We start from the raw sequence: 23,616 nt of genomic DNA, 5'->3' as shown, positions 1-23,616 counted from the left end.
GGCCGGAGCGGCGGCGAGGACGGTCGCGAGTCCGGGTCGCGCGGCATGGCCGACGGAGGCCCGGGCGGCCGTCCCATGGTCGCTGACCTGCACCGTCACCTCGGCCCACTCGGCGGCGGGCGGGTCGGCCCAACGGACGGCGAGCCGGACCCGCTGGCCGGGGAGCAGTTCGGCGGGCAGCCCGGGGAGCTCCCGGTCGAGCAGACCGCGGCCGAGGGCGCCGGAGGCGGTGAGGGTGCCCCGGGGGCGAAGGGTGACGTTGCCGAGGTTGCGCAGCGTGTACGAGACCTCCGCGTCGCCGCCGCGTTGCCCGGTGACCCGGAGGTCCTCGACGGCGAGCGCGGCGGCGGTCGGGCCGGTGACGCGCAGGTACAGGCGGGCGGCGACGGCCTGGCGTACGCCGATGCCGGCGTCGCCGCTGTCGCTGTCGCTGTCGGGCTGGTCCTCGACGGCCACGATGGCGCCGGGGTGGTCCCCGGGCTCCGCCCGGTCGGGGACCGTGAGCGTGAAGGCGACGTTCACCGACCCCCGGGCGGGGACGGTGACCCGCTCCCGCGCGAGCTTCGCCCAGGCGGCGGTGGCGCGGCGCGGCTCGTCGGGGCCGCGGAGGGCGAAGCCGCCGTCGCGGGGGGTGTTGTAGGCGTCGGCGGCGTACAGCCGGAAGGACCGGGGGCGGTCGGTCCGGTTGGCGACGGTGACGGTGTCGGCCACGGTCCCGCCGGGGGCGGCGGCGAGGTAGAAGTACGGCCGCTGGGTGACAGTGTTGGCCGCGGGCAGCACGGACCACTGCCCGTTGTCGGCCCCCGCCGCCACCCCGGCTCCACCGACCAACACCCCGAGCCCGATCACGACCACCGCGGCCCCGCGCAACAGCACCCCGAGCCTGGTCGCGACCACCGCCGCCCCGCGCAACAGCACCCCGAGCCTGGTCGCGACCACCGCCGCCCCGCAGGCGGGCAGCAGGTCCCGGACGCGGCCGCGCGGGGGCCGGCCCTGCGGGGCTTCTCTCCCCGCCCCGCCCTTTCGCCGTTTCTCCCCCAGCTCCGCTGGGAGGTACCCCCAGGGGCTCCGCCCCAGACCCCGGCCACCTCCCAGCCCCGCCGGCGTTTGAGGCGCGGGTCCGGGCAGAGCCCGGGGAACGGTGGAAAGGCGGGGCGGGGAGATGGCACCGCGCAGCGGGACCCCGACGCCGGCCACGGTCACGGTCACGGTCACGACAGGGTCAGGGTCAGGACCGCCGTGTAAGCCCCCGGCGGGGTGTACGGCGGGATGCGCAGCTCGACGGTCGCGTCCACCGTGAACGTCCCGCCCACCACCGCCGCGTCCGGCGTCGCCGCGAGGACCGCGCCCTCCGCCCCCACGACACCCGCGCTGCCCGGCACGCACCGGCTCGGACTGCCGGCGGCCGCCGCGCACGACGGCGTCCAGGACAGCGACGCCCCCGGGATCCGCACGCCGCCCGCCCCCGCGAAGTCCGTGACCTTGCCGGTCAGCGACCAGCCCGCCGGCCCGCCCCGCGCGTCCTTGACCGTCACCGTCCCGATCCGCCCCGGCGCCGCGCCCCCGTCCCCGTACGGGACCGCGCCGAGGACGACCGCCTCTCCCGCCTGGGTCATCGCCAGCGCGCCCGGCTCCACCACCGCCGTCACCTTCTGCGTGCCCGGCGGCAGCGGGGCGACGGCGTCGATCACCGTGTACGCGGCCGGTCCCGAGCCCCGCCCCGCCGCCCAGCCCGCGCCCTCGTACGCCACCACCCCGGTCGTCGCCCTGTCCGTCACCGGGAGCTCGGCCCGGAACACCCCGAGTGCGTCGGCCTCGGCCGCCACCCGGTCCGGGGTCTCGGCGGCGCCCGCCCGGCCGGCCACCGTCACGGCCGCCCCCGGCGCGAACCCCGCGCCGGTGACCGTCACCTTCGCGCCCGGTTTCCCGTACGCCGTGCCGAGCGAGACGCCGCGCAGGTTGGCCTGCGGCAGCGGGCTCGCGGTGAGCCGTGCGGAGACCGGGCTCGCGGCTGCCGCGTCCGGTGTGCAGACGGTGTCCAGGTCCAGCAGGTGGCCGGTGTGCAGGGTGTAGCCGCCCGCGGCCAGGGCGGTCTCCCCGGGCGCGGTGACGGTGAAGGTGCCGGTCATGGTGACCCCGGGCAGCGCCGCGCCCGCCCCGACGGCGTCGTTCCGTTCGGCGCCCACGACGGTGACCTCGCCGCTCTGCGCGCCGGAGAGGAGCACCCTCCCGGTCGGGGTCAGCACATCGGCGGGCAGCTCGGCCCCGACCGGGTTCACGGCCGGGGTCCTGACCACCTGGTACGTCACGGTGACGGTGTCCCCGACGCGCGGCGCCGGGTTGTCGACGGTGATCCGGGCGGTCGTCGGCCCGTCGGCGGGCGGCAGTCCGGCCTCCTGCGGCGGCAGGCAGTGCGTCGGGAAGTCCACCTGGCCCGGCAGCACCTGCCCCGGGGGTCCCGCGGCCGCCGCGCTCCCCCCGGCGGCGGCAGGTGCGCTCAGCGCTCCCCCGGCAGCGGCCGCGAGCACGGCCGCCATGCCGAGGGCCCACGACCGTCTCCTGCTGCCCGCCCCTGTGCGCACTGTCCGCCCCCTGGGTTCCGTCCCGCCGACAGGGGGCCATTCACGAGCGGGCGGCTGGAGAAGTCAATGCACGGACCCGGCATCATCTGATGGCCCATCAGTAGATGGCGGGGTGGGCGGTGATGGGTGGGTGGGTGACGGGTGAGCGACCACGGGCACGGACGCCCGGAAGGTCCGCCGGTACGCCGTCGGGCTCACCCCCAGCGCGGCCTGCACATGCTTGCGCAGCGACTGCGCCGTCCCGAACCCCGCCTGCCGCGCCACCCGTTCCATCGGCAGGTCCGTCTGCTCCAGCAGCGACCGGGCCCGCTCCACCCGCTGCCCGACGATCCACTCGCCGGGGCTGGCCCCGCACTCCTCGCGGAACCTGCGCGTGAACGTCCGTACCGACATGGCCTCCTGGCGGGCCAGGTCGGACAGTGCCAACGGCTCGTGCAGCCGGCCCAGCACCCACGCGCGGGCCGCCGCCGTGCTGGCCAGCTGCGGCTCGGGCACCGGGCGCTCGATGAACTGGGCCTGTCCGCCGGGTCGGTGGGGCGGTACGACCGTCCGCCGGGCCACCTCGTTGGCGATGGCCGCGCCGTGGTCGCGGCGCACGATGTGCAGGCACAGGTCGATGCCGGCGGCGACGCCCGCGGAGGTCAGCACGTCCCCGTCGTCGGTGTAGAGCACGCCCGCGTCCACCCGTACCGCCGGGAACAGCTGCTGGAAGTGCTCGGCGGAGGCCCAATGGGTCGTCGCCCGGCGGCCATCCAAATACCCCGCGGCGGCCAGCACATAACCACCCGTACAGATGGAAACGAGCCGGGTGCCGGGGCGGATGTACGCGAGGGCCGCCGCGAGTTCCTCGGTCAGCCGGCCCTCCTCGTGCACCGGGCCCAGCTCGTACGAGGCGGGCACCACGACCGTGTCGGCCGTGGCCAGCGCCTCGGGGCCGTGCTCGACCTGGATCGCGAAGTCGGCCTCCGTGGCGACCGGCCCCGGGGCGAGCCCGCAGGTGACGATCTCGTAGAGCGGCCGCCCGGCGGAATCCTTGGCGCGGCCGAAGATCCGGTGCGGGATGCCGAGCTCGAAGGGCAGCAGCCCGCTGAGGGCGAGGACGACGACACGGTGCGCCCGCTGCTTCGACTCCATGGCCCGATCGTAGCGAAACGTGACAGTCAGGCCACTGTCGCGGCGGGCCGCCCGGGCCGGAAGCTGTCCGCGTGACGCAGAAAGCCCCCTCCACCACGCCCACGCCCTCGCCCTCGCGCACCCCCACGGCGACGCCCGGACGTGTCCACCGCGCCTGGTTCGTCGCGGCCGTCGCCTTCGTGACGATCATCGGCGCGGCCGCCTTCGCCTCCCTGCCCGGACTGCTCATCGATCCGCTGCACGAGGAATTCGACTGGTCGCGCGGCACGATCGGCTTCGCCGTCTCCGTGAACCTCGCGCTGTACGGGCTCACGGCGCCCTTCGCGGCCGCGCTGATGGACCGCTACGGCATCCGCCGGGTCGTGGCCCTGGCCCTGCTGGTGATCTCCGGCGGCTCGGTCGCCACGATCTGGATGACGGCGTCCTGGCAGCTGGTGCTGTTCTGGGGCGTGCTCGTGGGGCTGGGCAGCGGCTCGATGGCACTGGCCTTCGCGGCGACGGTGACCAACCGCTGGTTCACCGCCCGGCGCGGCCTGGTCACCGGCATCCTGACCGCGGCGGGCGCCTCCGGCCAGCTGATCTTCCTGCCGCTGCTGTCCTGGCTGGTGGAGCGGCACGGCTGGCGCCCGGCGGCGGTGACGGTCTCGCTGGCGGCCCTGGTCGTGGTCCCCTTCGTGTGGCTGCTGCTGCGCGACCACCCGGCGGACGTGGGGCTCGCCCCGTACGGCGGCACGTACGCGGAGAAGCCGGCCCCGGCGCGGGGCGCGGCGCGGCGTACGGTGACGGTGCTGTTCAAGGCGGCCCGCACCGGCCCCTTCTGGCTGTTGGCGGGCACCTTCGCGATCTGCGGGGCCTCGACCAACGGCCTGGTCAGGACCCACTTCGTACCGGCGGCCCACGAGCACGGCATGCCGGTGACGGCGGCGGCGGGGCTGCTGGCGGTGATCGGTGTGTTCGACGTGGTCGGCACGGTGGCGTCGGGCTGGTTCACGGACCGCTTCGAGGCGCGGCGGCTCCTCGCCGTCTACTACGCCCTGCGCGGGGTCTCGCTGCTGTTCCTGCCGCTGCTGCTCGCCCCGACGATCCACCCGCCGATGGTCCTGTTCATCGTCTTCTACGGCCTGGACTGGGTCGCGACCGTGCCGCCGACCATCGCGCTGTGCCGCGAGCACTACGGGGAGGACAGCGCGATCGTGTTCGGCTGGGTCCTGGCCTCGCACCAGATCGGCGCGGCGGTGGTCGCCTTCCTGGGCGGCCTGGCGCGGGATGTCTTCGGCTCGTACGACCTCGTCTGGTACGCGTCGGGCGCGCTGTGCGCGATGGCCGCCCTGATGGCCATGGTCATCCGCCGCCGCCCGGCCACCGCCGCGTGACCCCGGCCGACACCCCCGCGCGGGGTTTGCCTTTCAGCCTCGCCGGCGTTTGAGGCGCGGGGGCTGCGGCGGAGCCCGTGGGGGCACCTCCCCGCGGTAGGTGGGGTAGAAACCCGGCCCCGCCGGGCACCGGGCTCCGCCCGGACCCGCGCCTCAAACGCCGGCGAGGCTGAGTGTGCCCGGTGGGGCCTCAAATGCGAGGCTGAGTGTGCCCGGCGGGGCCTCAAACGCCGAGGCTGGAGGGGGCCGGCGAGGCTGGATGTGGCCGGCCGCCGCGGCGTGTCCGCGGGGGCCCCGGGCCGCACGTTCCCCCTCCCGGGAGGGATCAGGCGCCGGCCGGGGTGGTGGAGCGCAGGGTTCCGTCCGGGGCCGCCAGCAGGACCGGGGTGGTCGGGCCGCCGAGGTCGCGGACCGCGGCGCGGTCGGCGTCGGCCACCGCCTCCGCCGCGCTGACCACGGCCGCGGCCTCCAGGGAACGCGCCCCGCTCGCCACCGCCATCGCCACCGCGGTCTGCAGCGCGCTCAGCTTCAGGGAGTCCAGCTCCACCGTCCCGGCGACGTACGTGCGGCCCGTCTCGTCCCGCACCGCCGCCCCTTCGGGCACCCCGTTGCGGGCCCGGGCGCTGCGCGCCAGCGTGATGATCTTGCTGTCCTCGGGGTCGATCCCGGTGCTCTCCGTCATGGGCGAAAGCATAGGGAGCGCCTCGGCGCGGTCGTGCGACCACCCCGCCGAACCCGTCAGGGCCGGTCCAGCCTCAGCCGCTCCGCCCTCGGCAGACCCGCGACCACCAGGTCGTACGAGTCCTCCACCAGCTCGCGGACCAGTTCGTCGGGGAGCTCGGACACCGTCACCGTGTTCCAGTGCCGCTTGTTCATGTGCCAGCCCGGCCGGATCGCCGGGTGTTCCGCCCGCAGCCGTACCGCCAGCTCCGGCTCGCACTTGAGGTTGACCGTCAGCGGTTCCGCGTCCAGCGCCGACAGGGCGAACATCTTTCCCAGCACCTTGAACACCGAGGTCTCCGGGGTGAAGGGGAACTCCTCCACCGCCGCGTTGAAACCGAGGCAGAACGCGCGCAGCTCCTGCGGGGTCACTCCGCTCCCTCCTCACCCTCGCCGACCGCCGGAACCAACGGCTCCACCAGCACCGTCACGATCTTGTTCCGCCGCCCCGCGGGGGACTCGGCCGTCAGCCGCAGCGGACGCCCGTCCGGGAGCTCCACCACCGCCGACGCGCCCGCGATCGGGACCCGCCCCAGCGCCTTCGCCAGCAGCCCGCCGACCGTCTCGACGTCCTCGTCGTCGAAGGCCTCGACCTTGAACAGCTCGCCGAGGTCCGTGATGTCCAGCCGCGCGGTCACCCGGTAGCGGTCCTCCCCCAGGTACTCGACCGGCGGGAGCTCGCGGTCGTACTCGTCGGTGATCTCGCCGACGATCTCCTCCAGGATGTCCTCGATGGTGACGATGCCCGCCGTGCCCCCGTACTCGTCGATGACGACGGCCACGTGGTTGCGTACCTGCTGCATCTCGCGCAGCAGATCGCCCGCGTTCTTGGTGTCCGGCACGAACACCGCCGGCCGCATCGCAGTCGAGACCAGGTCGGACTCCGCCTCCCGGCTGATGTGCGTCTTGCGGACCAGGTCCTTCAGGTACACGATCCCGACGATGTCGTCCTCGTTCTCCCCGGTCACCGGGATGCGCGAGAAACCCGACCGCAGCGCGAGGGTCGTCGCCTGACGGATCGTCTTGTACCGCTCGATGCAGATCAGATCGGTACGCGGCACCATCACCTCGCGCACGAGCGTGTCACCGAGCTCGAAGACCTGATGCACCATCCGGCGCTCGTCGTCCTCGATCAGCGATTCCCTCTCCGCCAGGTCCACCATCGCGCGCAGCTCGGCCTCGGAGGCGAACGGCCCCTTGCGGAAGCCCTTGCCGGGCGTGAGCGCGTTGCCGATGAGGATCAGCAGCTGTGGGATCGGGCCCATGACCCGGGCCAGCGGGACCAGTACGTACGCCGCCGCCGTCGCCGTGTTCAGCGGGTGCTGGCGGCCGATCGTACGCGGGGACACGCCGACCGCGACGAACGAGACGAGCACCATCACGCCGATCGCCACGAGCAGCGCGGTCCAGTTCTCACCGAACGCGTCGAGGCAGACGTACGTGACGAACACGCCCGCCGCCATCTCGCAGGTGACCCGGACCAGCAGGGCCACATTCACGTAGCGGGTGGGGTCGGCGGCGACCTGCGCGAGCTTCGCGCTGCCGCGCCGGCCCTCCCGTACGGCCTGCTCCGCGCGGAAGCTGGAGACCCGGGCGATCCCGGACTCGGCGCACGCCGCGAACCAGGCCACCACGACCAGCAGGACCGCCCCGGTGATCAGCTGGGGAGCCTGGGTCACGAGACGGTCGGGGCCGGGGACGGACCGGTGATGCCGCGCTCACCGCGCCAGCCGTCGACGATGGCCGCCTGGAGGCCGAACATCTCGGCCTTCTCGTCCGGCTCCTCGTGGTCGTACCCGAGCAGGTGCAGCACCCCGTGGACCGTCAGGAGCTGGAGCTCCTCGTCCATGGAGTGCCGCGTCGGGGCGTCCTCGCCCTGCTTCTTCGCCACCTCGGGGCAGAGCACGATGTCGCCGAGGAGCCCCTGCGGGGGCTCCTCGTCGTCCTTCGCCGGCGGACGGAGTTCGTCCATCGGGAACGACATGACGTCGGTGGGTCCGGGCAGGTCCATCCACTGGATGTGGAGCTGCTCCATCGCCCCCTCGTCCACGACGATGACGGAGAGCTCGGAGAGCGGGTGGATCCGCATCCGGGTGAGCGCGTAGCGGGCGATGTCGAGGATCGCCTGCTCGTCGACCTCGATCCCGGACTCGTTGTTGACGTCGATCGACATGGTGCGCTGAGTTCTACTTCCCGTATTGGCCGCGGCCGTCCTGGCCGTCCTCGTACTTCTCGTACGCGTCGACGATACGGCCGACGAGCTTGTGCCGGACGACATCCTCGGACGTGAGCCGCGAGAAGTGGATGTCCTGGACTCCTTCGAGGATCGACTGGACCTGGCGCAGACCGCTCCTGGTGCCGCCCGGCAGCAGGTCGACCTGGGTGATGTCACCGGTGACGACGATCTTCGAGTCGAACCCGAGCCGGGTCAGGAACATCTTCATCTGTTCCGGGGTCGTGTTCTGCGCCTCGTCGAGGACGACGAACGCCTCATTGAGCGTGCGACCCCTCATGTATGCCAGCGGCGCCACCTCGATGGTGCCGGCGGCCATCAGGCGGGGGATCGAGTCCGGGTCGATCATGTCGTGCAGTGCGTCGTAGAGCGGGCGCAGGTACGGGTCGATCTTGTCGAAGAGCGTGCCGGGCAGGAAACCGAGCCGCTCACCGGCCTCGACGGCGGGGCGGGTCAGGATGATCCTGCTGACCTGCTTGGACTGCAGGGCCTGGACCGCCTTGGCCATGGCGAGGTAGGTCTTGCCGGTACCGGCGGGGCCGATGCCGAAGACGATGGTGTGCTTGTCGATCGCGTCGACGTACCGCTTCTGGTTGAGGGTCTTGGGACGGATGGTGCGGCCGCGGCTGGAGAGGATGTTCTGGGTGAGCACCTCCGCGGGTGTCTCCTCCGGACCGTTGCCGTTGCCGTTGCCGCTCGCCTTGAGCATGGCGATCGAGCGTTCCACTGCGTCCTCCGTCATCGGCTGCCCGGTGCGGAGCACCAGCATCATCTCGTCGAACAGGCGCTGGATCAGGGCGACCTCCGCCGCCTCACCGATCGCTCGGACCTGATTGCCACGAACATGGATATCGACCTTCGGGAAGGCCTTCTCGATCACACGCAATAGGGCGTCGCCCGAGCCGAGTACGGTCACCATCGGGTGTTTCGCCGGGACGGTGAAGTGGGCTCGCGCCTGCCCAGGCGCTGTGGACTCCTCCGCGCCCGCGGGGCGCAGGGGGTGGGTGTGGGCTGTCGGTGTCTGAGTCATGGGCCGGCACTGTGGCCTGCGCATACCTCCCACTGAAGGGCCGTGCCGATCGACGACCTCCGGAATACCAAGCGTACGACTCCCCCGCCCGTTCCCCGAGCCCTTTTCCCCCGGCGCCCCGCCCGCCCGCATCCCGCCCCGCCCCGGGCACGCCCGGGCACGCCCGGAAAGGCGCCGGAGCGCTGCGGCGGGGGCGGGGAAACCCCGGGGGGGTCCAGGTCCCGCCCGGCCAGGGCTCAGGGGCGGAAGCCGATCGTCGGGACCGCCCGCCGGCGGGCCGCCGGCTCCGCGGCCTGCGGGATCAGCGCGTCCAGGAACCCGTACCGCCCGCGCAGCGAATCCGGGGCGGTGCGCCACCAGTGCGCCACCTCCGGCCAGCCCGGCGCCGACAGCGAGCCCCCGAACTCCTGCACCGACAACGCCGCCGTCAGGCCGGCGAACGCCAGCCGGTCCGCCAGCGGCCATTCCGCCAGGGTGCCGGTGACGAAGCCCGCCACGTACACGTCCCCCGCCCCCGTCGGGTCCAGCGCGTCCACCGTGATGCCGGGGACCTCCGCCGTCTCCCCGGTCCGGCCGTCCACCGCGCACGAGCCCTCCGCGCCCATCGTCACCACGGCGATCGGCACCTTCTCGGCCAGCGCCCGGGCCGCCGCTCTCGGGCAGTCGGTCCGCGTGTACCGCATGGCCTCCCCCGCGTTCGGCAGGAACGCCTCGCAGTGCCCCAGGTCCGCGAGCGCCCCCAGGTCCCAGCGCCCGCTCTCGTCCCAGCCCACGTCCGCGAAGACCCTCGCCCCCTGCCGTGCCGCCGTCGCGATCCACTCCTCCCCCCGGCCCTGCCCCAGCGAGGCCACGGCCGCCCGGGCCCTCGGCGGGCACTGCGGGAAGGGCCCGGGGCCTGCCGGCGGCGGGGCCTCGTGCCCGTGCGACACCATCGTGCGCTCGCCCTCGTAGGCCATCGAGACCGTGACTGGGCTGTGCCAGCCGGGGATGGTGCGCGACATGGTCAGGTCGATGCCCTCGCCCTGTTCGAGCGCGTCCCAGCAGTACTCGCCGTAGTGGTCGTCCCCGAACGCCGCGGCGAGGGAGGTCCGCAGGCCGAGCCGGGCCAGCGCGGTGGCCATGTTGGCCACGCCGCCGGGGCTGGAGCCCATGCCGCGCGCCCAGGACTCCGTACCGCGCACCGGGGCCGTGTCGAGGCCCGTGAAGATGATGTCGAGGAAGACCGTGCCGGTCAGGAAGACGTCGCAGCCCGGGTCCTCGGGAGCCCGGATCGGACCGAGGGGGTCCACGGCTGGGGTGAGGCTGGTGCGGGTGTCCCGACTGGTCACGGTGTGCTCCCCGGATCGTGCGCGCGCGGTTGAAGGGTTGAGGGGTCGTTTCCGCAAGACGTGTTCCCGCAGAAAGCTCCCAGCCATCCCCGCCCAGGCGCAACCCAAACCCCAGTGTGACCCAGATCACCCTCGCCAGGTGGACAGTCCCGCGCCGCCCCTATCCGCGCTTCGGCAGGGGAACCCGTACAAGGTCCGCGGCGATCGTCAGGTCGCCCTCGAATCCCGCCGCGCGGGCCTGGCGTTCGAACTCGGAGGGTTCGGAGTAGCGCTGCGAGAAGTGCGTCAGCACGAGGTGCCGTACGCCCGCGTCGCGCGCCGCCCGGGCCGCCTGGCCGGCGGTGAGGTGCCCGTGGTCGATGGCCAGCCGCTCGTCCCCGTCGAGGAAGGTCGACTCGATGACCAGCATGTCGCAGCCGTCGGCGAGCTCGTCCACGCCGGAGCACAGCCGGGTGTCCATGACGAAGGCGAACCGCTGCCCGGGCCGGTGCTCGCTGACCTCGTCGAGCGTCACGCCGTTCAGCTGCCCGTCACGCTGGATCCGGCCCACGTCCGGCCCCTTGATCCCGTGCCGCGCGAGCAGTTCGGGAACCATGCGGCGGCCGTCGGGCTCGGTGATCCGGTAGCCGAAGGACTCCACCGGGTGCGACAGCCTGCGGGCCTCCAGGGTGTACGAGGGCCCGCTCGCCAGCGTCCCGTCCCCGGCCACCGGTTCCTCGCGGAGCGGGACGGTCTCCCGGTAGGCGGTGGCGTACCGGAGCCGGTCGAAGAACCTCTGCCCCGAGGCGGGGTAGTGCGCGGTGACGGGGTGCGGGACCTGGTCGAGGTTGATCCGCTGGATCACCCCGGCGAGGCCGAGGCTGTGGTCACCGTGGAAGTGGGTGATGCAGATCCGGTTGATGTCGTGCGCGGCGACCCCGGCGCGCAGCATCTGGCGCTGGGTGCCCTCGCCCGGGTCGAAGAGTATGCCCTCGCCGTCCCAGCGCAGGAGGTAGCCGTTGTGGTTGCGGTGGCGGGTGGGCACCTGGCTGGCGGTGCCCAGCACCACGAATTCGCGGAGGGACACGGCTTAACCGGGGGGCCACTGGAGGCCGCGGCCGCCGAGGAGGTGCGCGTGCGCGTGGAAGACGGTCTGGCCGGCGCCGGCGCCGGTGTTGAAGACGACCCGGTAGCCGTGGTCGTCGATCTTCTCCTCGCCGGCGATCCGGCCGGCCTCGCGCAGCAGGTCGGCGGCGATGGCCGGCTCGGCGGCCGCGAGGGAGGCGGCGTCGGGATAGTGCACCCGGGGGATGACGAGCACGTGGGTGGGCGCCTGCGGGTTGATGTCCCGGAAGGCGACGGTCGTCTCGGTCTCGCGGACCAGCGTCGCCGGGATGCTCCCCGAGACGATCTTGCAGAACAGGCAGTCGGCCTGCGGTTCCCCGGCCATTGCTTCGCCTTCCGTGACAGTGAGGTCGACCGTGTGTGACGTCGACGTTGATCGCCCCGGCATCGTATCCGCCGCCGCCGTCGGCCTCACCGGCGTTTCAGGACCAGCGGCCCGTCCGGGCGAGGAGGACCGCCGTCGCGGCCGTACCGGCGGTGGAGGTGCGCAGGACCGAGGCGCCCAGGCGGTACGGGTGCGCGCCGACGGCGGCGAAGGCGGCCAGTTCGTCCGGGGAGACACCGCCCTCCGGGCCGACCACCAGGACGATGGATCCGGTGGCGGGAAGCGCGGCCGTGGCCAGGGCCTCCGACGGCGTGTCCCGGTCCTCGTGCAGGACCATCGCCAGGTCGGCGTCCGCGAGCAGCGTCGCGACCTGCTTGGTGGACATGGCCTCCGCGACCTCCGGGAACCGGACCCGGCGGGACTGCTTGCCGGCCTCCCGTGCCGTGTTGCGCCACTTGGCGAGGGACTTCGCGCCCCGGTCGCCGCGCCACTGCGTGATGCACCGCGAAGCCTGCCACGGCACGATCTCGTCCACGCCCGTCTCGGTCATCGTCTCGACCGCCAGCTCGCCGCGGTCGCCCTTGGGAAGGGCCTGGACGACGGTGATGCGGGGCGAGGGCGCGGGCTCCTCCTGGATGCTGTTCAGGTCCATGATGACCAGCCGGTCCTTGCCCTCGGCGGCCTTCACCACGCCCTCGGTCCAGCGCCCGCGCCCGTCGGTGAGGACGACGTCCTCACCGGGGTTCAGCCGCTTCACGGACACCGCGTGCCGGCCCTCGGGGCCGTCCAGCACGAACTCCGGCCCCGCGGGGACCTCTTCGACCACGAACACGGGGGCCGTCATGACGCTCTCCTCGTCTGCATTTCCTTCAGCGTGCTCTGTGCCTCGGCCAGTTCCGCCGCCAGCACCTCCACCAGCTCGCCCGCCGGCAGGGTCCGCGCCAGCCGGTGTCCCTGCCCCGCCCACAGCGCCATGCCCTGCGGGTCCCCCGCCGCGGCGGCCGCCTTGCGCAGGCCCGCGGTCAGGTAGTGGACCTGCGGATACGCGGCCGGGGCGTACGGCCCGTGCTCCCGCATGAAACGGTTCACCAGCCCCCGCGCGGGCCGCCCGGAGAACGCCCTGGTGAGCTCCGTGCGGACGAACAGCGGATCCGTCAGCGCCGCCTTGTGGAGCGGGTGGGCCCCGGACTCCGGGCACGCCAGGAACGCGGTGCCGAGCTGCGCCGCTTCCGCCCCCGCCGCGAGCAGGGCCGCGATCTGCGAGCCGCGCATCAGGCCGCCCGCCGCGATGATCGGGAGGGCCACGGCCTCTCGTACCTGCGCGACGAGCGCGAGAAGCCCGACGCCCGCCGTGCCGTCGGTCTGCGGGTCGTCGCGGTGGGTGCCCTGGTGGCCGCCGGCCTCGACGCCCTGGACGCAGACGGCGTCGGCGCCCGCCTCCTGCGCGGCCCGGGCCTCGTCGACGGACGTGACGGTGACGACGGTGTACGTACCGGCCTCGCGCAGGCGGGTGAGCACCGCGGGCGAGGGGCAGCCGAAGGTGAACGAGACCACCGGGACGGGGTCTTCGAGGAGGATGGCGAGTTTGGCGTCGTAGCCGTCGTCGCAGGTGCCGATGATGTCTTCGGCGGCGAGGGAGATCTCGTACCAGGCGGCCTCGCCGGCCAGTTGCCCGCGGTAGGCCTCGACGGCGGCCGGGTCCACGTAGGCGGTCTGCGGCATGAACAGGTTCACGCCGAAGGGGCGCCGGGTGAGCCCCCGGGTCTGTTTGATCTCCTGGTACATGCCGTCGGCGGTCTTGTAGCCGCCGGCCAGGAAGCCCAGTCCGCCCGCCTCGCACACGGCCGCGACGAGCGAGGGGCACGAGGCGCCGCCCGCCATGGGAGCCTGCACGATCGGGAACTGGTAGAGACCGTTCGGTGCGGAGGACATGGACTGCATCGTGCCATGTCCCGCTCACGGGGCCGAATCATGGCATTCGCCTGGCATAGTCCGCTTCCCGGGTGCGGCCGAAACACGCCAGGGGCCCGCCAGGGGCCCGCCGCGAAGGCGTCGAGCCCGGTCCGGGACGTTCCGGACCGGGCTCGAAGGCCTTACGGCGTACGGCGGGCGGCAGGCCGGCCCGCCGAGGGCGTCAGCGGCCGTTGAACGCGTCCTTCAGCCGGCTGAACAGCCCCTGCTGACCCGGCGCGAACTGGCCCATCGGCCGCTCCTCGCCGCGCAGCTTCGCCAGCTGGCGCAGCAGGTCCTCCTGCTGGGCGTCCAGCTTGGTCGGGGTGGTGACCTCGACGTGGACGATCAGGTCGCCGCGCCCGCCGCCCCGCAGGTGCGTGACGCCGCGCCCGTGCAGCGGGATCGACTGGCCGGAACCGGTGCCGGGCCGGATGTCGATCTCCTCCAGGCCGTCCAGCGTCTCCAGCGGGCACTTGGTGCCGAGGGCCGCGGCCGTCATGGGGAGGGTGACCGTGCAGTGCAGGTCGTCCCCGCGCCGCTGGAAGGTCGGGTGCGGCAGCTCGTGGATCTCCACGTACAGGTCGCCGGCGGGGCCGCCGCCGGGGCCGACCTCGCCCTCGCCCGCGAGCTGGATCCGGGTGCCGTTCTCGACGCCGGCCGGGATCTTGACCGTGAGGCTGCGGCGGGAGCGGACCCGGCCGTCGCCCGCGCACTCGGGGCACGGGGTCGGGACCACGGTGCCGAAGCCCTGGCACTGCGGGCAGGGGCGCGAGGTCATGACCTGGCCCAGGAAGGACCGGGTGACCTGTGAGACCTCACCGCGACCGCGGCACATGTCACATGTCTGCGCCGAGGTGCCGGGGGCGGCGCCCTCGCCGGAGCAGGTGTTGCAGACGACCGCCGTGTCGACCTGGATGTCCTTGGTCGTCCCGAAGGCCGCCTCGTCCAGCTCCAGATCCAGGCGGATCATCGCGTCCTGGCCGCGCCGGGTCCGCGAGCGCGGGCCGCGCTGCGAGGCCTGGCCGAAGAAGGCGTCCATGATGTCGGAGAAGTTGCCGAAGCCGCCCGCACCGAATCCGCCCGCGCCGCCACCGCCGCCCGAGGAGGACAGCGGGTCGCCACCGAGGTCGAAGACCTGCTTCTTCTGCGGGTCCGAGAGGACCTCGTACGCCGCGTTGATCTCCTTGAAGCGCTCTTGCGTCTTCGGGTCCGGATTCACATCCGGGTGGAGTTCACGGGCGAGGCGGCGGAAGGCCTTCTTGATCTCGTCCTGCGATGCGTCGCGGCGCACGCCGAGAACGGCGTAGTAGTCCGTGGCCACTTACGACTCCGCCAGGATCTGTCCGACGTAACGTGCCACTGCGCGTACCGCTCCCATCGTTCCGGGGTAGTCCATGCGGGTCGGTCCGACCACGCCGAGTTTGGCGACTGTTTCGCCGCCCGAACCGTAGCCGACCGAGACGACGGACGTGGAGTTCAGTCCCTCGTAGGCATTCTCATGCCCGATCTTCACGGCCATCCCCGACTCATTGGCCTCGCCCAGCAGCTTGAGGAGCACGACCTGCTCCTCCAGCGCTTCGAGCACCGGCCTGATCGTCAGGGGGAAATCATGTCCGAAGCGGGTGAGATTGGCGGTGCCGCCGATCATCAGCCGCTCCTCGGCCTCCTCGACCAGGGTTTCGAGGAGGGTGGCGAGCACGGTGGAGACCGTGCCCCGGTCCTCCGCCTCGAAGGATTCGGGGAGGTCCTGCACGAGCTGCGGCACGTCGGTGAACCGACGGCCGACGACCCGGCTGTTGAGCCGCGCCCGCAGATCGGCGAGGGAGGTCTCGCCGAAGGGCGCCTGGCAGTCCACGAGCCGCTGCTCCACCCGCCCGGTGTCCGTGATCAGTACGAGCATCAGCCGGGCCGGGGCCAGCGACAGCAGCTCGACGTGGCGGACGGTGGAGCGGGTCAGCGACGGGTACTGGACGACGGCCACCTGCCGGGTGAGCTGCGCGAGCAGCCGGACCGTACGGCCGACCACGTCATCGAGGTCGACGGCGCCGTCGAGGAAGTTCTGGATGGCCCGGCGCTCGGGCGTCGACAGCGGCTTGACGCCCGCCAGCTTGTCGACGAAAAGGCGGTAGCCCTTGTCGGTGGGGATCCGGCCCGCGCTGGTGTGGGGCTGGGCGATGTAGCCCTCGTCCTCCAGCACGGCCATGTCGTTGCGCACGGTGGCGGGCGAGACGCCGAGCCGGTGCCGCTCGGTGAGCGCCTTGGAGCCGACCGGCTCCTCCGTCCCGACGTAGTCCTGGACGATGGCGCGCAGCACTTCGAGTCTGCGTTCGCTGAGCATCGCGCACACCTCCAGCTCTGATGCGTGGTCGTAGTCGGCCCGCGGTCGCGGCCGACTGCGGTGACTGTTGGCACTCATGGCGTACGAGTGCCAGAGATCCCCCGGTCAGTGTACGGCCGGGTAGTACGCGGGAGGCAAGGGCGGTCGCTCGGGAGATCGCCGGGAAGGTCGCGCGGGGACGTCGCTCGGGTAGCGTCGCGGCATGGACGTCCGATGGGAAGAGGCGGGCTGGGAGCGGTTGACCGGGCGGGCCGGCCGGCGCCGTCTCCCGGTGTGGGACTGCACGGTGGGACTGGTGGTGGGGGACGAGTCGGTCCTCCTGATCGACCCCGGATCGTGCGTACGGGAGGGCGCGGAGGTACGGGCCGAGGCGGAGCGGCTGACCGGGCGGAGCGTGACCCATATCGCATTCACCCACGGCCATTTCGATCACGTGCTCGGCGCGGCCGCCTTCTCCCCCGGAGCCGAGGTGTACGGGGCGGTCGGGCTGGACGCGCTGCTGGCGGTGGAGCGCGACGAGCTGCGCGGGGACGCGGTGCGGCAAGGACTGGCGGAGGCCGAGGCGGCCGAGGCGGTGGATCGGCTGGTGACGCCGAAGCATCTGGTGTCGGGCGAGTGGACGCTGGAGCTGGGCGGGGTCCAGGTGCTGCTCGCGAACGTCGGGCCCGGGCACACCCGGCACGACCTGGCGGTGTTCGTGCCGGGCGCGCGGGAGGTGGTGTTCTGCGGGGATCTGGTGGAGGAGTCGGGCGACCCGTCGGTGGGCCCGGACGCGGTGCCGCGGCAGTGGCCGGCCGCGCTGGACCGGCTGCTGTCGCTGGGCGGGGACGACGCACTGTACGTGCCGGGTCACGGAGCGGTGGTCCCGGCGGCGTTCGTCCGTGCGCAACGGGACACACTGCGGGCGCAGTTCGGCGTGTCGGGCCGCTGAGGGCGGGCTCTCTTCTACTGTCGGCCGGATGCGCGAGTACTCCCCCGACCTGACCCCGCAGTGGAAGCGTGCCAAGTCCGTGCCGGAGGTGGCGGCGGATCCCGGCCTGGTGGTGGAAGTGGCCGGTACCGACTTCTGCGGCGCGGTGGTGGCCTGCGAGGCGGGCACGGTGACGCTGGAGGACCGCTTCGGCAAGCGGCGGGTGTTCCCGCTGGAGCCCAGGGGATTCCTGCTGGAGGGGGCGGTGGTCACCCTGACCCGCCCGGCGCGGGCTTCCACTTCCGCCTCCCCTTCCGCCTCCCCGCTCCGGACGGCGTCGGGCTCACTGGCCGTCCCGGGGGCGCGGGCCCGGGTGGCGAGGGCGGGCCGGATCTACGTGGAGGGCCGCCATGACGCCGAGCTGGTCGAGCGGGTGTGGGGCGACGACCTGCGCATCGAGGGCGTGGTGGTGGAGTACCTGGAGGGCATCGACGACCTCCCGGCCGTCGTGGCGGACTTCGCGCCCGCGGCGGACGCCCGGCTGGGGGTCCTGGTGGACCATCTGGTGCCGGGGTCGAAGGAGTCCCGTATCGCGGCGGCGGTGACCTCGGAGCACGTCCTGGTGGTGGGCCACCCGTACGTGGACGTCTGGCAGGCGGTGAAGCCGGCCGCGCTGGGCATCGCGGCGTGGCCGGTGATCCCGCCGGGCCAGGACTGGAAGACGGGCATCTGCCGGGCCCTGGGCTGGCCGGAGAACACCGGGGCCGCCTGGCAGCACATCCTGTCCAAGGTGACCTCGTACAAGGACCTCGAACCGACCCTCCTGGGCTCGGTGGAACACCTGATCGACCACGTCACAACACCCAGCCCCGCCGGCGTTTGACGCGCCCACCTCAGCCAGGCCACACCCAGCCCCGCCGGCGTTTGAGGCACCCACCCCAGCCCGGCCACCTCCAGCCCCGCCGGCGTTTGAGGCGCGGGGTCTGGGGCAGAGCCCCAGGAAGCCGGCCCGCAGGGCTAATCGACCAGGTCCCGGACCACCGCATCGGCCAGCAGCCGCCCCCGCAGGGTCAGCACAGCCCGCCCCGCCTCGTACGGGCCCGGGTCCAGCAGCCCATCGGCCAGGGCCCGGCGGGACGCCACCAGCCCCGCCGGCGCGAGCAAAGACAGCGGGATGCCGTCCACCAGCCGCAGCTCCAGCAGGATCCGCTCCACCCGCCGGTCCTCCTCCGACAGGAGCTCCCGCCCCGCGCCCGGCGACCGCCCCTCCGCCAGCGCCGCGGCATACGCGCCGGGGTGCTTCACGTTCCACCAGCGGACCCCGCCCACGTGCGAGTGCGCACCCGGCCCCGCGCCCCACCAGTCGGCCCCGCGCCAGTACAGCTCGTTGTGCAGGCACCGCCCGGCCTCCGAGGTGGCCCAGTTCGACACCTCGTACCAGGAGTAGCCCGCCTCGGCCATGACCGAGTCCGCGATCAGGTAGCGGTCCGCGTGGACGTCGTCGTCCGTCATCGGGACCTCGCCCCGCCGGATCCGCCGCGCCAGCTGGGTGCCCTCCTCCACGATCAGCGCGTACGCCGAGATGTGGTCGGGCCCGGCCCCCAGCGCGGCGGAGAGCGACGCCCGCCAGTCCTCGTCGGATTCCCCGGGGGTGCCGTAGATCAGGTCCAGGTTGACGTGCTCGAACCCCGCCGCCCGCGCCTCCGCCACACACGCCTCCGGCCGCCCCGGCGTGTGCGTGCGGTCCAGCACCTTCAGGACGTGCTGCTTCGCGCTCTGCATGCCGAACGAGATCCGGTTGAAGCCCCCGGCCCGCAGCTCCGCCAGGTACCGCGGATCGACCGACTCCGGGTTGGCCTCCGTGGTGATCTCGGCGTCCTCCGCCAGGCCGAACTCGTCCCGGATCGCCGCGAGCATCCGTACGAGGTCCCCGGCGGGCAGCAGCGTCGGCGTGCCGCCGCCGACGAACACCGTCCGTACGGCCCGGGGGTCGTCCCCGAGCACCTTCCGGGCGAGGCGGACCTCGTCGATCAAGGTGTCGGCGTAGTTCTCCCGCGAGGCGAGCACACCGCCCGTGCCCCGCAGCTCGGTCGCCGTGTAGGTGTTGAAGTCGCAGTACCCGCAGCGCGTGGCGCAGTACGGGACGTGCAGGTAGAACCCGAGCGGCCGGTCCCCGGCACCCGCCAGGGCGTGCGACGGCAGCGAGCCGTCTTCGGGCATGGGTTCACCGTCGGGCAGTGCGGAAGGCATGAGCCCATTGTCCCGCACCGCCCCAAGGTCGTTTACGCGTGCCGCCGGGGGCGCCGGGGCGGGCGGCCGCGGCGACGCGAGGACGGCGGGGGTGCGCGGGGCGGCCCGCCGCCCCGCCCCGCCCCGTCCCGCTCGCCGCGGCCGCTACGCCTCGCGCGCCCCGGCGTACATCTCGTCGATCAGGTGCTTGAACTCACGCTCGACGACCGGCCGCTTCAGCTTCAGGCTCGGCGTCAGGTCGCCGTGCTCGACGTCCAGGTCGCGGGGCAGCAGCCGGAACTGCTTCACGGTCTGCCACCGCTGGAGGCCCGCGTTCAGGGTCTGTACGTACGTCTCGACCATCCGCGTGGTCTCCGGCGCGGCCACGATCTCCGCGTACGTCTTGCCCTCCAGCCCGTTCTCCGCGGCCCAGGCCTGGATCGAGGGGCCGTCCAGGGCGATCAGCGCCGAGCAGAAGTTCCGGTCGGCGCCGTGCACCACGATGCTGGAGACGTACGGGCAGATCGCCTTGAACTGGCCCTCGATCTCGGCCGGGGCGACGTACTTGCCGCCCGAGGTCTTGATCAGGTCCTTCTTGCGGTCGGTGATGCGCAGGTAGCCGTCGGCCGACAGCTCGCCGATGTCGCCGGTGTGCAGCCAGCCGTCCGCCTCCAGCACCTCGGCGGTCTTCTCGGGCTGGCCGTGGTAGCCCTGCATGATGCCGGGGCCGCGCAGCAGGATCTCGCCGTCGTCGGCGATCCGGACCTCGGTGCCGGGGAGCGGCTTGCCGACGGTTCCGGTGCGGTAGGCCTCGCCCGGGTTGACGAAGGAGGCCGCGCTGGACTCCGTCAGCCCGTAGCCCTCCAGGATGTTGATGCCGGCGCCGGAGAAGAAGTAGCCGATCTCGGGCGCGAGGGCGGAGGCGCCGGAGACCGCCGCGCGCAGCCGGCCGCCGAAGGCCTCGCGGAGCTTGGAGTAGACGAGCGCGTCGGCGATCTTGTGCTGGGTCGCGAGGCCGAAGGGGGCCTTGGCGTGGCCGGTGCGCCGGTAGTTGTCCTGGGTGACCTTGGCGTATTCGCGGGCCACGCCGACCGACCACTTGAAGATCTTGTACTTGGCGCCGCCGCCGGCCCGGGCCTTGGCCGCGACCCCGTTGTAGACCTTCTCGAAGATGCGCGGAACGGCCGCCATGTAGGTCGGCTGGACCACCGGCAGGTTCTCGATGATCTTGTCGATCCGGCCGTCGACGGCGGTGACGTGCCCGACCTCGATCTGGCCGGAGGTGAGCACCTTGCCGAAGACGTGCGCCAGCGGCAGCCACAGGTACTGCACGTCGTCGCTGGAGATCATGCCGGTCGCCACGGTGGCCTTGGCCATGTACGACCAGTTGTCGTGCGGCAGGCGCACGCCCTTGGGGCGGCCGGTGGTGCCGGAGGTGTAGATGAGGGTGGCGAGCTGGTCGGCGGTGATGGCCGCGATCCGCTCCTTGATCGCCTCGGGGTGCTTGGCGAGGTACTCCTTGCCGCGCGCCTCCAGGTCGGCCAGGGAGAGCACCCAGCCCTCCGGATCGCCCTCGGCCGCGACCGCGTCGGCGGTCTCCACGACCACCACGTGGGCCAGCGCGGGCAGGTCGGCGCGCCGCTCGCGGGCCTTGGCCAGCTGGGACGCGTCCTCGGCGATCAGCACGCGGCTGTCCGAGTCGGAGAGGATGAACGCCGACTCCTCGGCGTTGGTGGTGGGGTAGATCGTGGTGACCGCGCCGCCCGCGCACATCACGCCGAGGTCGGAGAGGATCCACTCCACCCGGGTGCCGGAGGCGAGGGCGACCCGCTGCTCCGGCTCGATCCCGAGGTCGATGAGGCCGGCCGCGATGGCGAACACGCGCTCGGCGGCCTGCCCCCAGCTGAGCGACTTCCAGTCGTCGGGGCCCTCGCCGCCGGCCGCGGGCACCGGGAAGCGGTAGGCCTCCGCGTCCGGCGTGGCGGCGACGCGTTCAAGGAACAGGGCCGCCACGGTGGGCGGGCGGTTCTCGATCAAGGTCTGTGTGTCGCTCACGGACGTCCTCCGGACCACGCGGCAGGGCCTGCATTGGGCAAGTGACTCAGGGCGGTGACTCAAGGCTGAACAGTGACTCGCGTTCTTGTAACTGGCGAGTAACCAATGATCAGACTAGGGGCCCTCCGCCTGGCGCGTAAGAGCCCGCGTGCGGCCGATTCATAACGAAACAGGCCCCCGCGCGTCCGCACGGGGGCCTGTTTCGCATACAGCCGCTACTTCTTCTTGCCGCCGGACTCGTCGCTGGACAGCACCGCGATGAAGGCCTCCTGCGGGACCTCCACGGAGCCGACCATCTTCATCCGCTTCTTGCCTTCCTTCTGCTTCTCCAGCAGCTTCCGCTTACGGGAGATGTCGCCGCCGTAGCACTTGGCGAGGACGTCCTTGCGGATCGCGCGGATGGTCTCGCGGGCGATGACCCGCGAGCCGACGGCCGCCTGGATCGGCACCTCGAAGGCCTGCCGCGGGATGAGCTCGCGCAGCTTGGCGACCAGGCGCACGCCGTACGCGTAGGCCGCGTCCTTGTGCGTGACGGCGGAGAAGGCGTCCACCTTGTCGCCGTGCAGCAGGATGTCCACCTTGACCAGGCTGCCGGACTGCTCGCCGGTGGGCTCGTAGTCGAGGGAGGCGTAACCGCGCGTCTTGGACTTCAGCTGGTCGAAGAAGTCGAAGACGATCTCCGCGAGCGGGAGGGTGTAGCGGATCTCGACGCGGTCCTCGGAGAGGTAGTCCATGCCGAGGAGCGTGCCGCGGCGGGTCTGGCAAAGCTCCATGATCGCGCCGATGAACTCGGTGGGCGCGAGCACGGTGGCCCGTACGACCGGCTCGAACACGTCCGAGATCTTGCCCTCGGGGAACTCGCTCGGGTTGGTGACGGTGACCTCCTTGCCGTCCTCCAGGACGACGCGGTAGACCACGTTCGGCGCGGTGGCGATCAGGTCGAGACCGAACTCGCGCTCCAGGCGCTCGCGCACCACGTCCAGGTGGAGCAGGCCGAGGAAGCCGACGCGGAAGCCGAAGCCGAGCGCCGCCGAGGTCTCCGGCTCGTAGACGAGCGCGGCGTCGTTGAGCTGGAGCTTGTCCAGGGCCTCGCGCAGATCCGGGTAGTCCGAGCCGTCGAGCGGGTAGAGGCCCGAGAAGACCATCGGCCGCGGGTCCTTGTAGCCGCCGAGGGCCTCGGTCGCGCCGTTGTGCAGGCTGGTGATGGTGTCACCGACCTTGGACTGACGGACGTCCTTCACGCCGGTGATGATGTAGCCCACCTCGCCGACGCCGATGCCGTCGGCCGGGGTCATCTCCGGGGAGGAGACGCCGATCTCCAGCAGCTCGTGCGTGGCGCCGGTGGACATCATCCGGATGCGCTCGCGCTTGTTGAGCTGGCCGTCGACCACACGGACGTACGTGACGACGCCGCGGTACGAGTCGTAGACCGAGTCGAAGATCATGGCGCGGGCGGGGGCGTCCTTGGGGCCGACCGGGGCCGGAACCGTGGCGACGATCTTGTCGAGCAGCGCGTCCACGCCGAGACCGGTCTTCGCCGAGACGCGCAGCACGTCCTCGGGCTGGCAGCCGACCAGGTTCGCGAGCTCCTCGGCGAACTTCTCCGGCTGGGCGGCCGGCAGGTCGATCTTGTTCAGGACCGGGACGATCGCGAGGTCCTTCTCCATCGCCAGGTACAGGTTGGCGAGGGTCTGGGCCTCGATGCCCTGGGCGGCGTCCACCAGGAGGACCGTGCCCTCGCACGCGGCGAGGGAGCGGGAAACCTCGTAGGTGAAGTCGACGTGCCCGGGGGTGTCGATCATGTTGAGGATGTGGGTGCTGCCCTGGCCCTCGCCCGTGGTGGGCGCCCACGGCAGCCGGACCGCCTGGGACTTGATCGTGATGCCGCGCTCACGCTCGATGTCCATGCGGTCGAGGTACTGGGCGCGCATCTGCCGCTGGTCGACCACACCGGTGAGCTGGAGCATCCGGTCGGCGAGGGTCGACTTGCCGTGGTCGATGTGCGCGATGATGCAGAAATTGCGGATCAGCGCCGGGTCGGTACGGCTCGGCTCGGGCACGTGGCTGGGGATGGCGGGCACGCAGTGTCCTGATTCTCGGGATTCTCGGGTCTCAGTCGGGGGCGTTGTCGATCCTGGTCGGATCTGTTGGGATCTCTACGCTGACTCCCATCGTCCCATGGACGGGGCAGTGCGCTCGGTTTGGGCTGCTCGGAGCGCGCCTGGTAGCCTGGGCAGCTGTGTCTCGTATGCCCTCTCAGCTGTCGAGACACAATCCGAAGATCAAACTCTGAACCTGAAAA

At 72.6% G+C, this 23,616-nt stretch carries 20 protein-coding genes and 1 pseudogene; 3 read left to right on the top strand and 18 right to left on the bottom strand.

Features of this window, described 5'->3' with window-relative positions:
- Positions 1 to 465: 465 nt before the first annotated feature.
- The 3 genes and pseudogenes from MTF65_RS08655 to MTF65_RS08645 form a co-directional block, all read right to left on the bottom strand.
- Positions 466 to 780 (bottom strand): annotated as a pseudogene (locus tag MTF65_RS08655) (WxL protein peptidoglycan domain-containing protein); the annotation flags it as partial.
- A gap of 431 nt (positions 781 to 1,211) precedes the next feature.
- Positions 1,212 to 2,537: a WxL domain-containing protein gene (locus MTF65_RS08650; protein WP_243628624.1), complete on the bottom strand. Its 1,326-nt coding sequence runs from the start codon at positions 2,535 to 2,537 to the stop codon at positions 1,212 to 1,214.
- 108 nt (positions 2,538 to 2,645) lie between these two features.
- Entirely contained in the window at positions 2,646 to 3,716 is a 1,071-nt protein-coding gene (locus MTF65_RS08645) for a GlxA family transcriptional regulator (protein WP_243627802.1), read from the bottom strand.
- 71 nt (positions 3,717 to 3,787) lie between these two features.
- Here MTF65_RS08645 and MTF65_RS08640 point away from each other — a divergent pair, with 71 nt between their 5' ends.
- Positions 3,788 to 5,089 (top strand): MFS transporter, encoded by a 1,302-nt coding sequence (locus tag MTF65_RS08640; RefSeq protein WP_243627800.1) that lies wholly within the window; start codon positions 3,788 to 3,790, stop codon positions 5,087 to 5,089.
- Positions 5,090 to 5,414: 325 nt separating this feature from the next.
- On the opposite strand, the gene MTF65_RS08635 is transcribed toward MTF65_RS08640, so the two are convergent.
- The 12 genes from MTF65_RS08635 to hrcA all read right to left on the bottom strand — a co-directional run bounded on the left by MTF65_RS08635 (position 5,415) and on the right by hrcA (position 16,120).
- Positions 5,415 to 5,771: a cytidine deaminase gene (locus tag MTF65_RS08635; RefSeq protein ID WP_243627799.1), complete on the bottom strand. Its 357-nt coding sequence runs from the start codon at positions 5,769 to 5,771 to the stop codon at positions 5,415 to 5,417.
- 56 nt (positions 5,772 to 5,827) lie between these two features.
- Positions 5,828 to 6,181, bottom strand: coding sequence for an MmcQ/YjbR family DNA-binding protein (locus MTF65_RS08630; RefSeq protein WP_243627798.1), 354 nt, complete (start codon positions 6,179 to 6,181; stop codon positions 5,828 to 5,830).
- Complete coding sequence (locus MTF65_RS08625; RefSeq protein WP_243627797.1) at positions 6,178 to 7,488, bottom strand: hemolysin family protein; 1,311 nt, start codon at positions 7,486 to 7,488, stop codon at positions 6,178 to 6,180. Before MTF65_RS08625 ends, MTF65_RS08630 begins: the two co-directional genes overlap by 4 nt.
- Positions 7,485 to 7,982, bottom strand: coding sequence for an rRNA maturation RNase YbeY (gene ybeY, locus MTF65_RS08620; RefSeq protein WP_243627796.1), 498 nt, complete (start codon positions 7,980 to 7,982; stop codon positions 7,485 to 7,487). Before ybeY ends, MTF65_RS08625 begins: the two co-directional genes overlap by 4 nt.
- Before the next feature lie 13 nt (positions 7,983 to 7,995).
- Entirely contained in the window at positions 7,996 to 9,072 is a 1,077-nt protein-coding gene (locus MTF65_RS08615) for a PhoH family protein (protein ID WP_243627795.1), read from the bottom strand.
- Between the two features lie 236 nt (positions 9,073 to 9,308).
- Entirely contained in the window at positions 9,309 to 10,487 is a 1,179-nt protein-coding gene (locus MTF65_RS08610) for a carbohydrate kinase family protein (RefSeq protein ID WP_374207184.1), read from the bottom strand.
- Between the two features lie 73 nt (positions 10,488 to 10,560).
- Positions 10,561 to 11,466: a ribonuclease Z gene (locus MTF65_RS08605; protein ID WP_243627792.1), complete on the bottom strand. Its 906-nt coding sequence runs from the start codon at positions 11,464 to 11,466 to the stop codon at positions 10,561 to 10,563.
- A gap of 3 nt (positions 11,467 to 11,469) precedes the next feature.
- Complete coding sequence (locus MTF65_RS08600) at positions 11,470 to 11,829, bottom strand: histidine triad nucleotide-binding protein (RefSeq protein WP_243627791.1); 360 nt, start codon at positions 11,827 to 11,829, stop codon at positions 11,470 to 11,472.
- A 97-nt stretch (positions 11,830 to 11,926) separates the two neighbouring features.
- Positions 11,927 to 12,673 (bottom strand): 16S rRNA (uracil(1498)-N(3))-methyltransferase, encoded by a 747-nt coding sequence (locus MTF65_RS08595; protein WP_243627790.1) that lies wholly within the window; start codon positions 12,671 to 12,673, stop codon positions 11,927 to 11,929.
- Positions 12,670 to 13,761, bottom strand: coding sequence for a nitronate monooxygenase (locus tag MTF65_RS08590; RefSeq protein WP_243627789.1), 1,092 nt, complete (start codon positions 13,759 to 13,761; stop codon positions 12,670 to 12,672). The genes MTF65_RS08595 and MTF65_RS08590 overlap by 4 nt, the downstream gene beginning before the upstream one ends.
- A gap of 202 nt (positions 13,762 to 13,963) precedes the next feature.
- A complete protein-coding gene (gene dnaJ / locus MTF65_RS08585) occupies positions 13,964 to 15,103 on the bottom strand; it encodes a molecular chaperone DnaJ (protein ID WP_243627788.1) in 1,140 nt (379 codons plus the stop codon).
- A complete protein-coding gene (gene hrcA / locus MTF65_RS08580; RefSeq protein WP_243628623.1) occupies positions 15,104 to 16,120 on the bottom strand; it encodes a heat-inducible transcriptional repressor HrcA in 1,017 nt (338 codons plus the stop codon). It lies immediately after the preceding gene.
- A gap of 202 nt (positions 16,121 to 16,322) precedes the next feature.
- Between hrcA and MTF65_RS08575 the strand changes: the two genes are divergently transcribed.
- Together MTF65_RS08575 and MTF65_RS08570 are read left to right on the top strand one after the other, a co-directional pair.
- Positions 16,323 to 17,051: an MBL fold metallo-hydrolase gene (locus MTF65_RS08575; RefSeq protein WP_243627786.1), complete on the top strand. Its 729-nt coding sequence runs from the start codon at positions 16,323 to 16,325 to the stop codon at positions 17,049 to 17,051.
- 28 nt (positions 17,052 to 17,079) lie between these two features.
- Positions 17,080 to 17,913 (top strand): DUF3097 domain-containing protein, encoded by an 834-nt coding sequence (locus MTF65_RS08570; protein WP_243627784.1) that lies wholly within the window; start codon positions 17,080 to 17,082, stop codon positions 17,911 to 17,913.
- 134 nt (positions 17,914 to 18,047) lie between these two features.
- On the opposite strand, the gene hemW is transcribed toward MTF65_RS08570, so the two are convergent.
- The 3 genes from hemW to lepA form a co-directional block, all read right to left on the bottom strand.
- The gene (gene hemW, locus MTF65_RS08565; protein ID WP_243627783.1) at positions 18,048 to 19,280 is read right to left on the bottom strand and encodes a radical SAM family heme chaperone HemW; all 1,233 of its coding nucleotides are present in this window, start codon (positions 19,278 to 19,280) and stop codon (positions 18,048 to 18,050) included.
- Positions 19,281 to 19,424: 144 nt separating this feature from the next.
- Complete coding sequence (locus tag MTF65_RS08560; RefSeq protein ID WP_243627782.1) at positions 19,425 to 21,314, bottom strand: long-chain fatty acid--CoA ligase; 1,890 nt, start codon at positions 21,312 to 21,314, stop codon at positions 19,425 to 19,427.
- A gap of 215 nt (positions 21,315 to 21,529) precedes the next feature.
- Positions 21,530 to 23,395: a translation elongation factor 4 gene (lepA, locus tag MTF65_RS08555; RefSeq protein ID WP_243627781.1), complete on the bottom strand. Its 1,866-nt coding sequence runs from the start codon at positions 23,393 to 23,395 to the stop codon at positions 21,530 to 21,532.
- Between the last annotated feature and the right edge of the window lie 221 nt (positions 23,396 to 23,616).

This window comes from Streptomyces sp. APSN-46.1, assembly GCF_022815725.1.
GTDB lineage: Bacteria > Actinomycetota > Actinomycetes > Streptomycetales > Streptomycetaceae > Streptomyces.
Note: the sequence above shows the minus strand (reverse complement) of the source record. Positions and strands in the feature narration are given on the sequence as shown.

What these genes read in the sequence shown, in the direction of transcription:
- MTF65_RS08650 (WP_243628624.1), bottom strand. Translation starts at nt 2,537, where the DNA reads ATGGCGGCCGTGCTCGCGGCCGCTGCCGGGGGAGCGCTGAGCGCACCT.
- MTF65_RS08645 (WP_243627802.1), bottom strand. Translation starts at nt 3,716, where the DNA reads ATGGAGTCGAAGCAGCGGGCGCACCGTGTCGTCGTCCTCGCCCTCAGC.
- MTF65_RS08635 (WP_243627799.1), bottom strand. Translation starts at nt 5,771, where the DNA reads ATGACGGAGAGCACCGGGATCGACCCCGAGGACAGCAAGATCATCACG.
- ybeY (WP_243627796.1), bottom strand. Translation starts at nt 7,982, where the DNA reads ATGTCGATCGACGTCAACAACGAGTCCGGGATCGAGGTCGACGAGCAG.
- MTF65_RS08615 (WP_243627795.1), bottom strand. Translation starts at nt 9,072, where the DNA reads ATGACTCAGACACCGACAGCCCACACCCACCCCCTGCGCCCCGCGGGC.
- MTF65_RS08610 (WP_374207184.1), bottom strand. Translation starts at nt 10,487, where the DNA reads ATGGCTGGGAGCTTTCTGCGGGAACACGTCTTGCGGAAACGACCCCTC.
- MTF65_RS08600 (WP_243627791.1), bottom strand. Translation starts at nt 11,829, where the DNA reads ATGGCCGGGGAACCGCAGGCCGACTGCCTGTTCTGCAAGATCGTCTCG.
- MTF65_RS08595 (WP_243627790.1), bottom strand. Translation starts at nt 12,673, where the DNA reads ATGACGGCCCCCGTGTTCGTGGTCGAAGAGGTCCCCGCGGGGCCGGAG.
- MTF65_RS08590 (WP_243627789.1), bottom strand. Translation starts at nt 13,761, where the DNA reads ATGTCCTCCGCACCGAACGGTCTCTACCAGTTCCCGATCGTGCAGGCT.
- hrcA (WP_243628623.1), bottom strand. Translation starts at nt 16,120, where the DNA reads ATGCTCAGCGAACGCAGACTCGAAGTGCTGCGCGCCATCGTCCAGGAC.
- MTF65_RS08575 (WP_243627786.1), top strand. Translation starts at nt 16,323, where the DNA reads ATGGACGTCCGATGGGAAGAGGCGGGCTGGGAGCGGTTGACCGGGCGG.
- MTF65_RS08570 (WP_243627784.1), top strand. Translation starts at nt 17,080, where the DNA reads ATGCGCGAGTACTCCCCCGACCTGACCCCGCAGTGGAAGCGTGCCAAG.
- hemW (WP_243627783.1), bottom strand. Translation starts at nt 19,280, where the DNA reads ATGCCTTCCGCACTGCCCGACGGTGAACCCATGCCCGAAGACGGCTCG.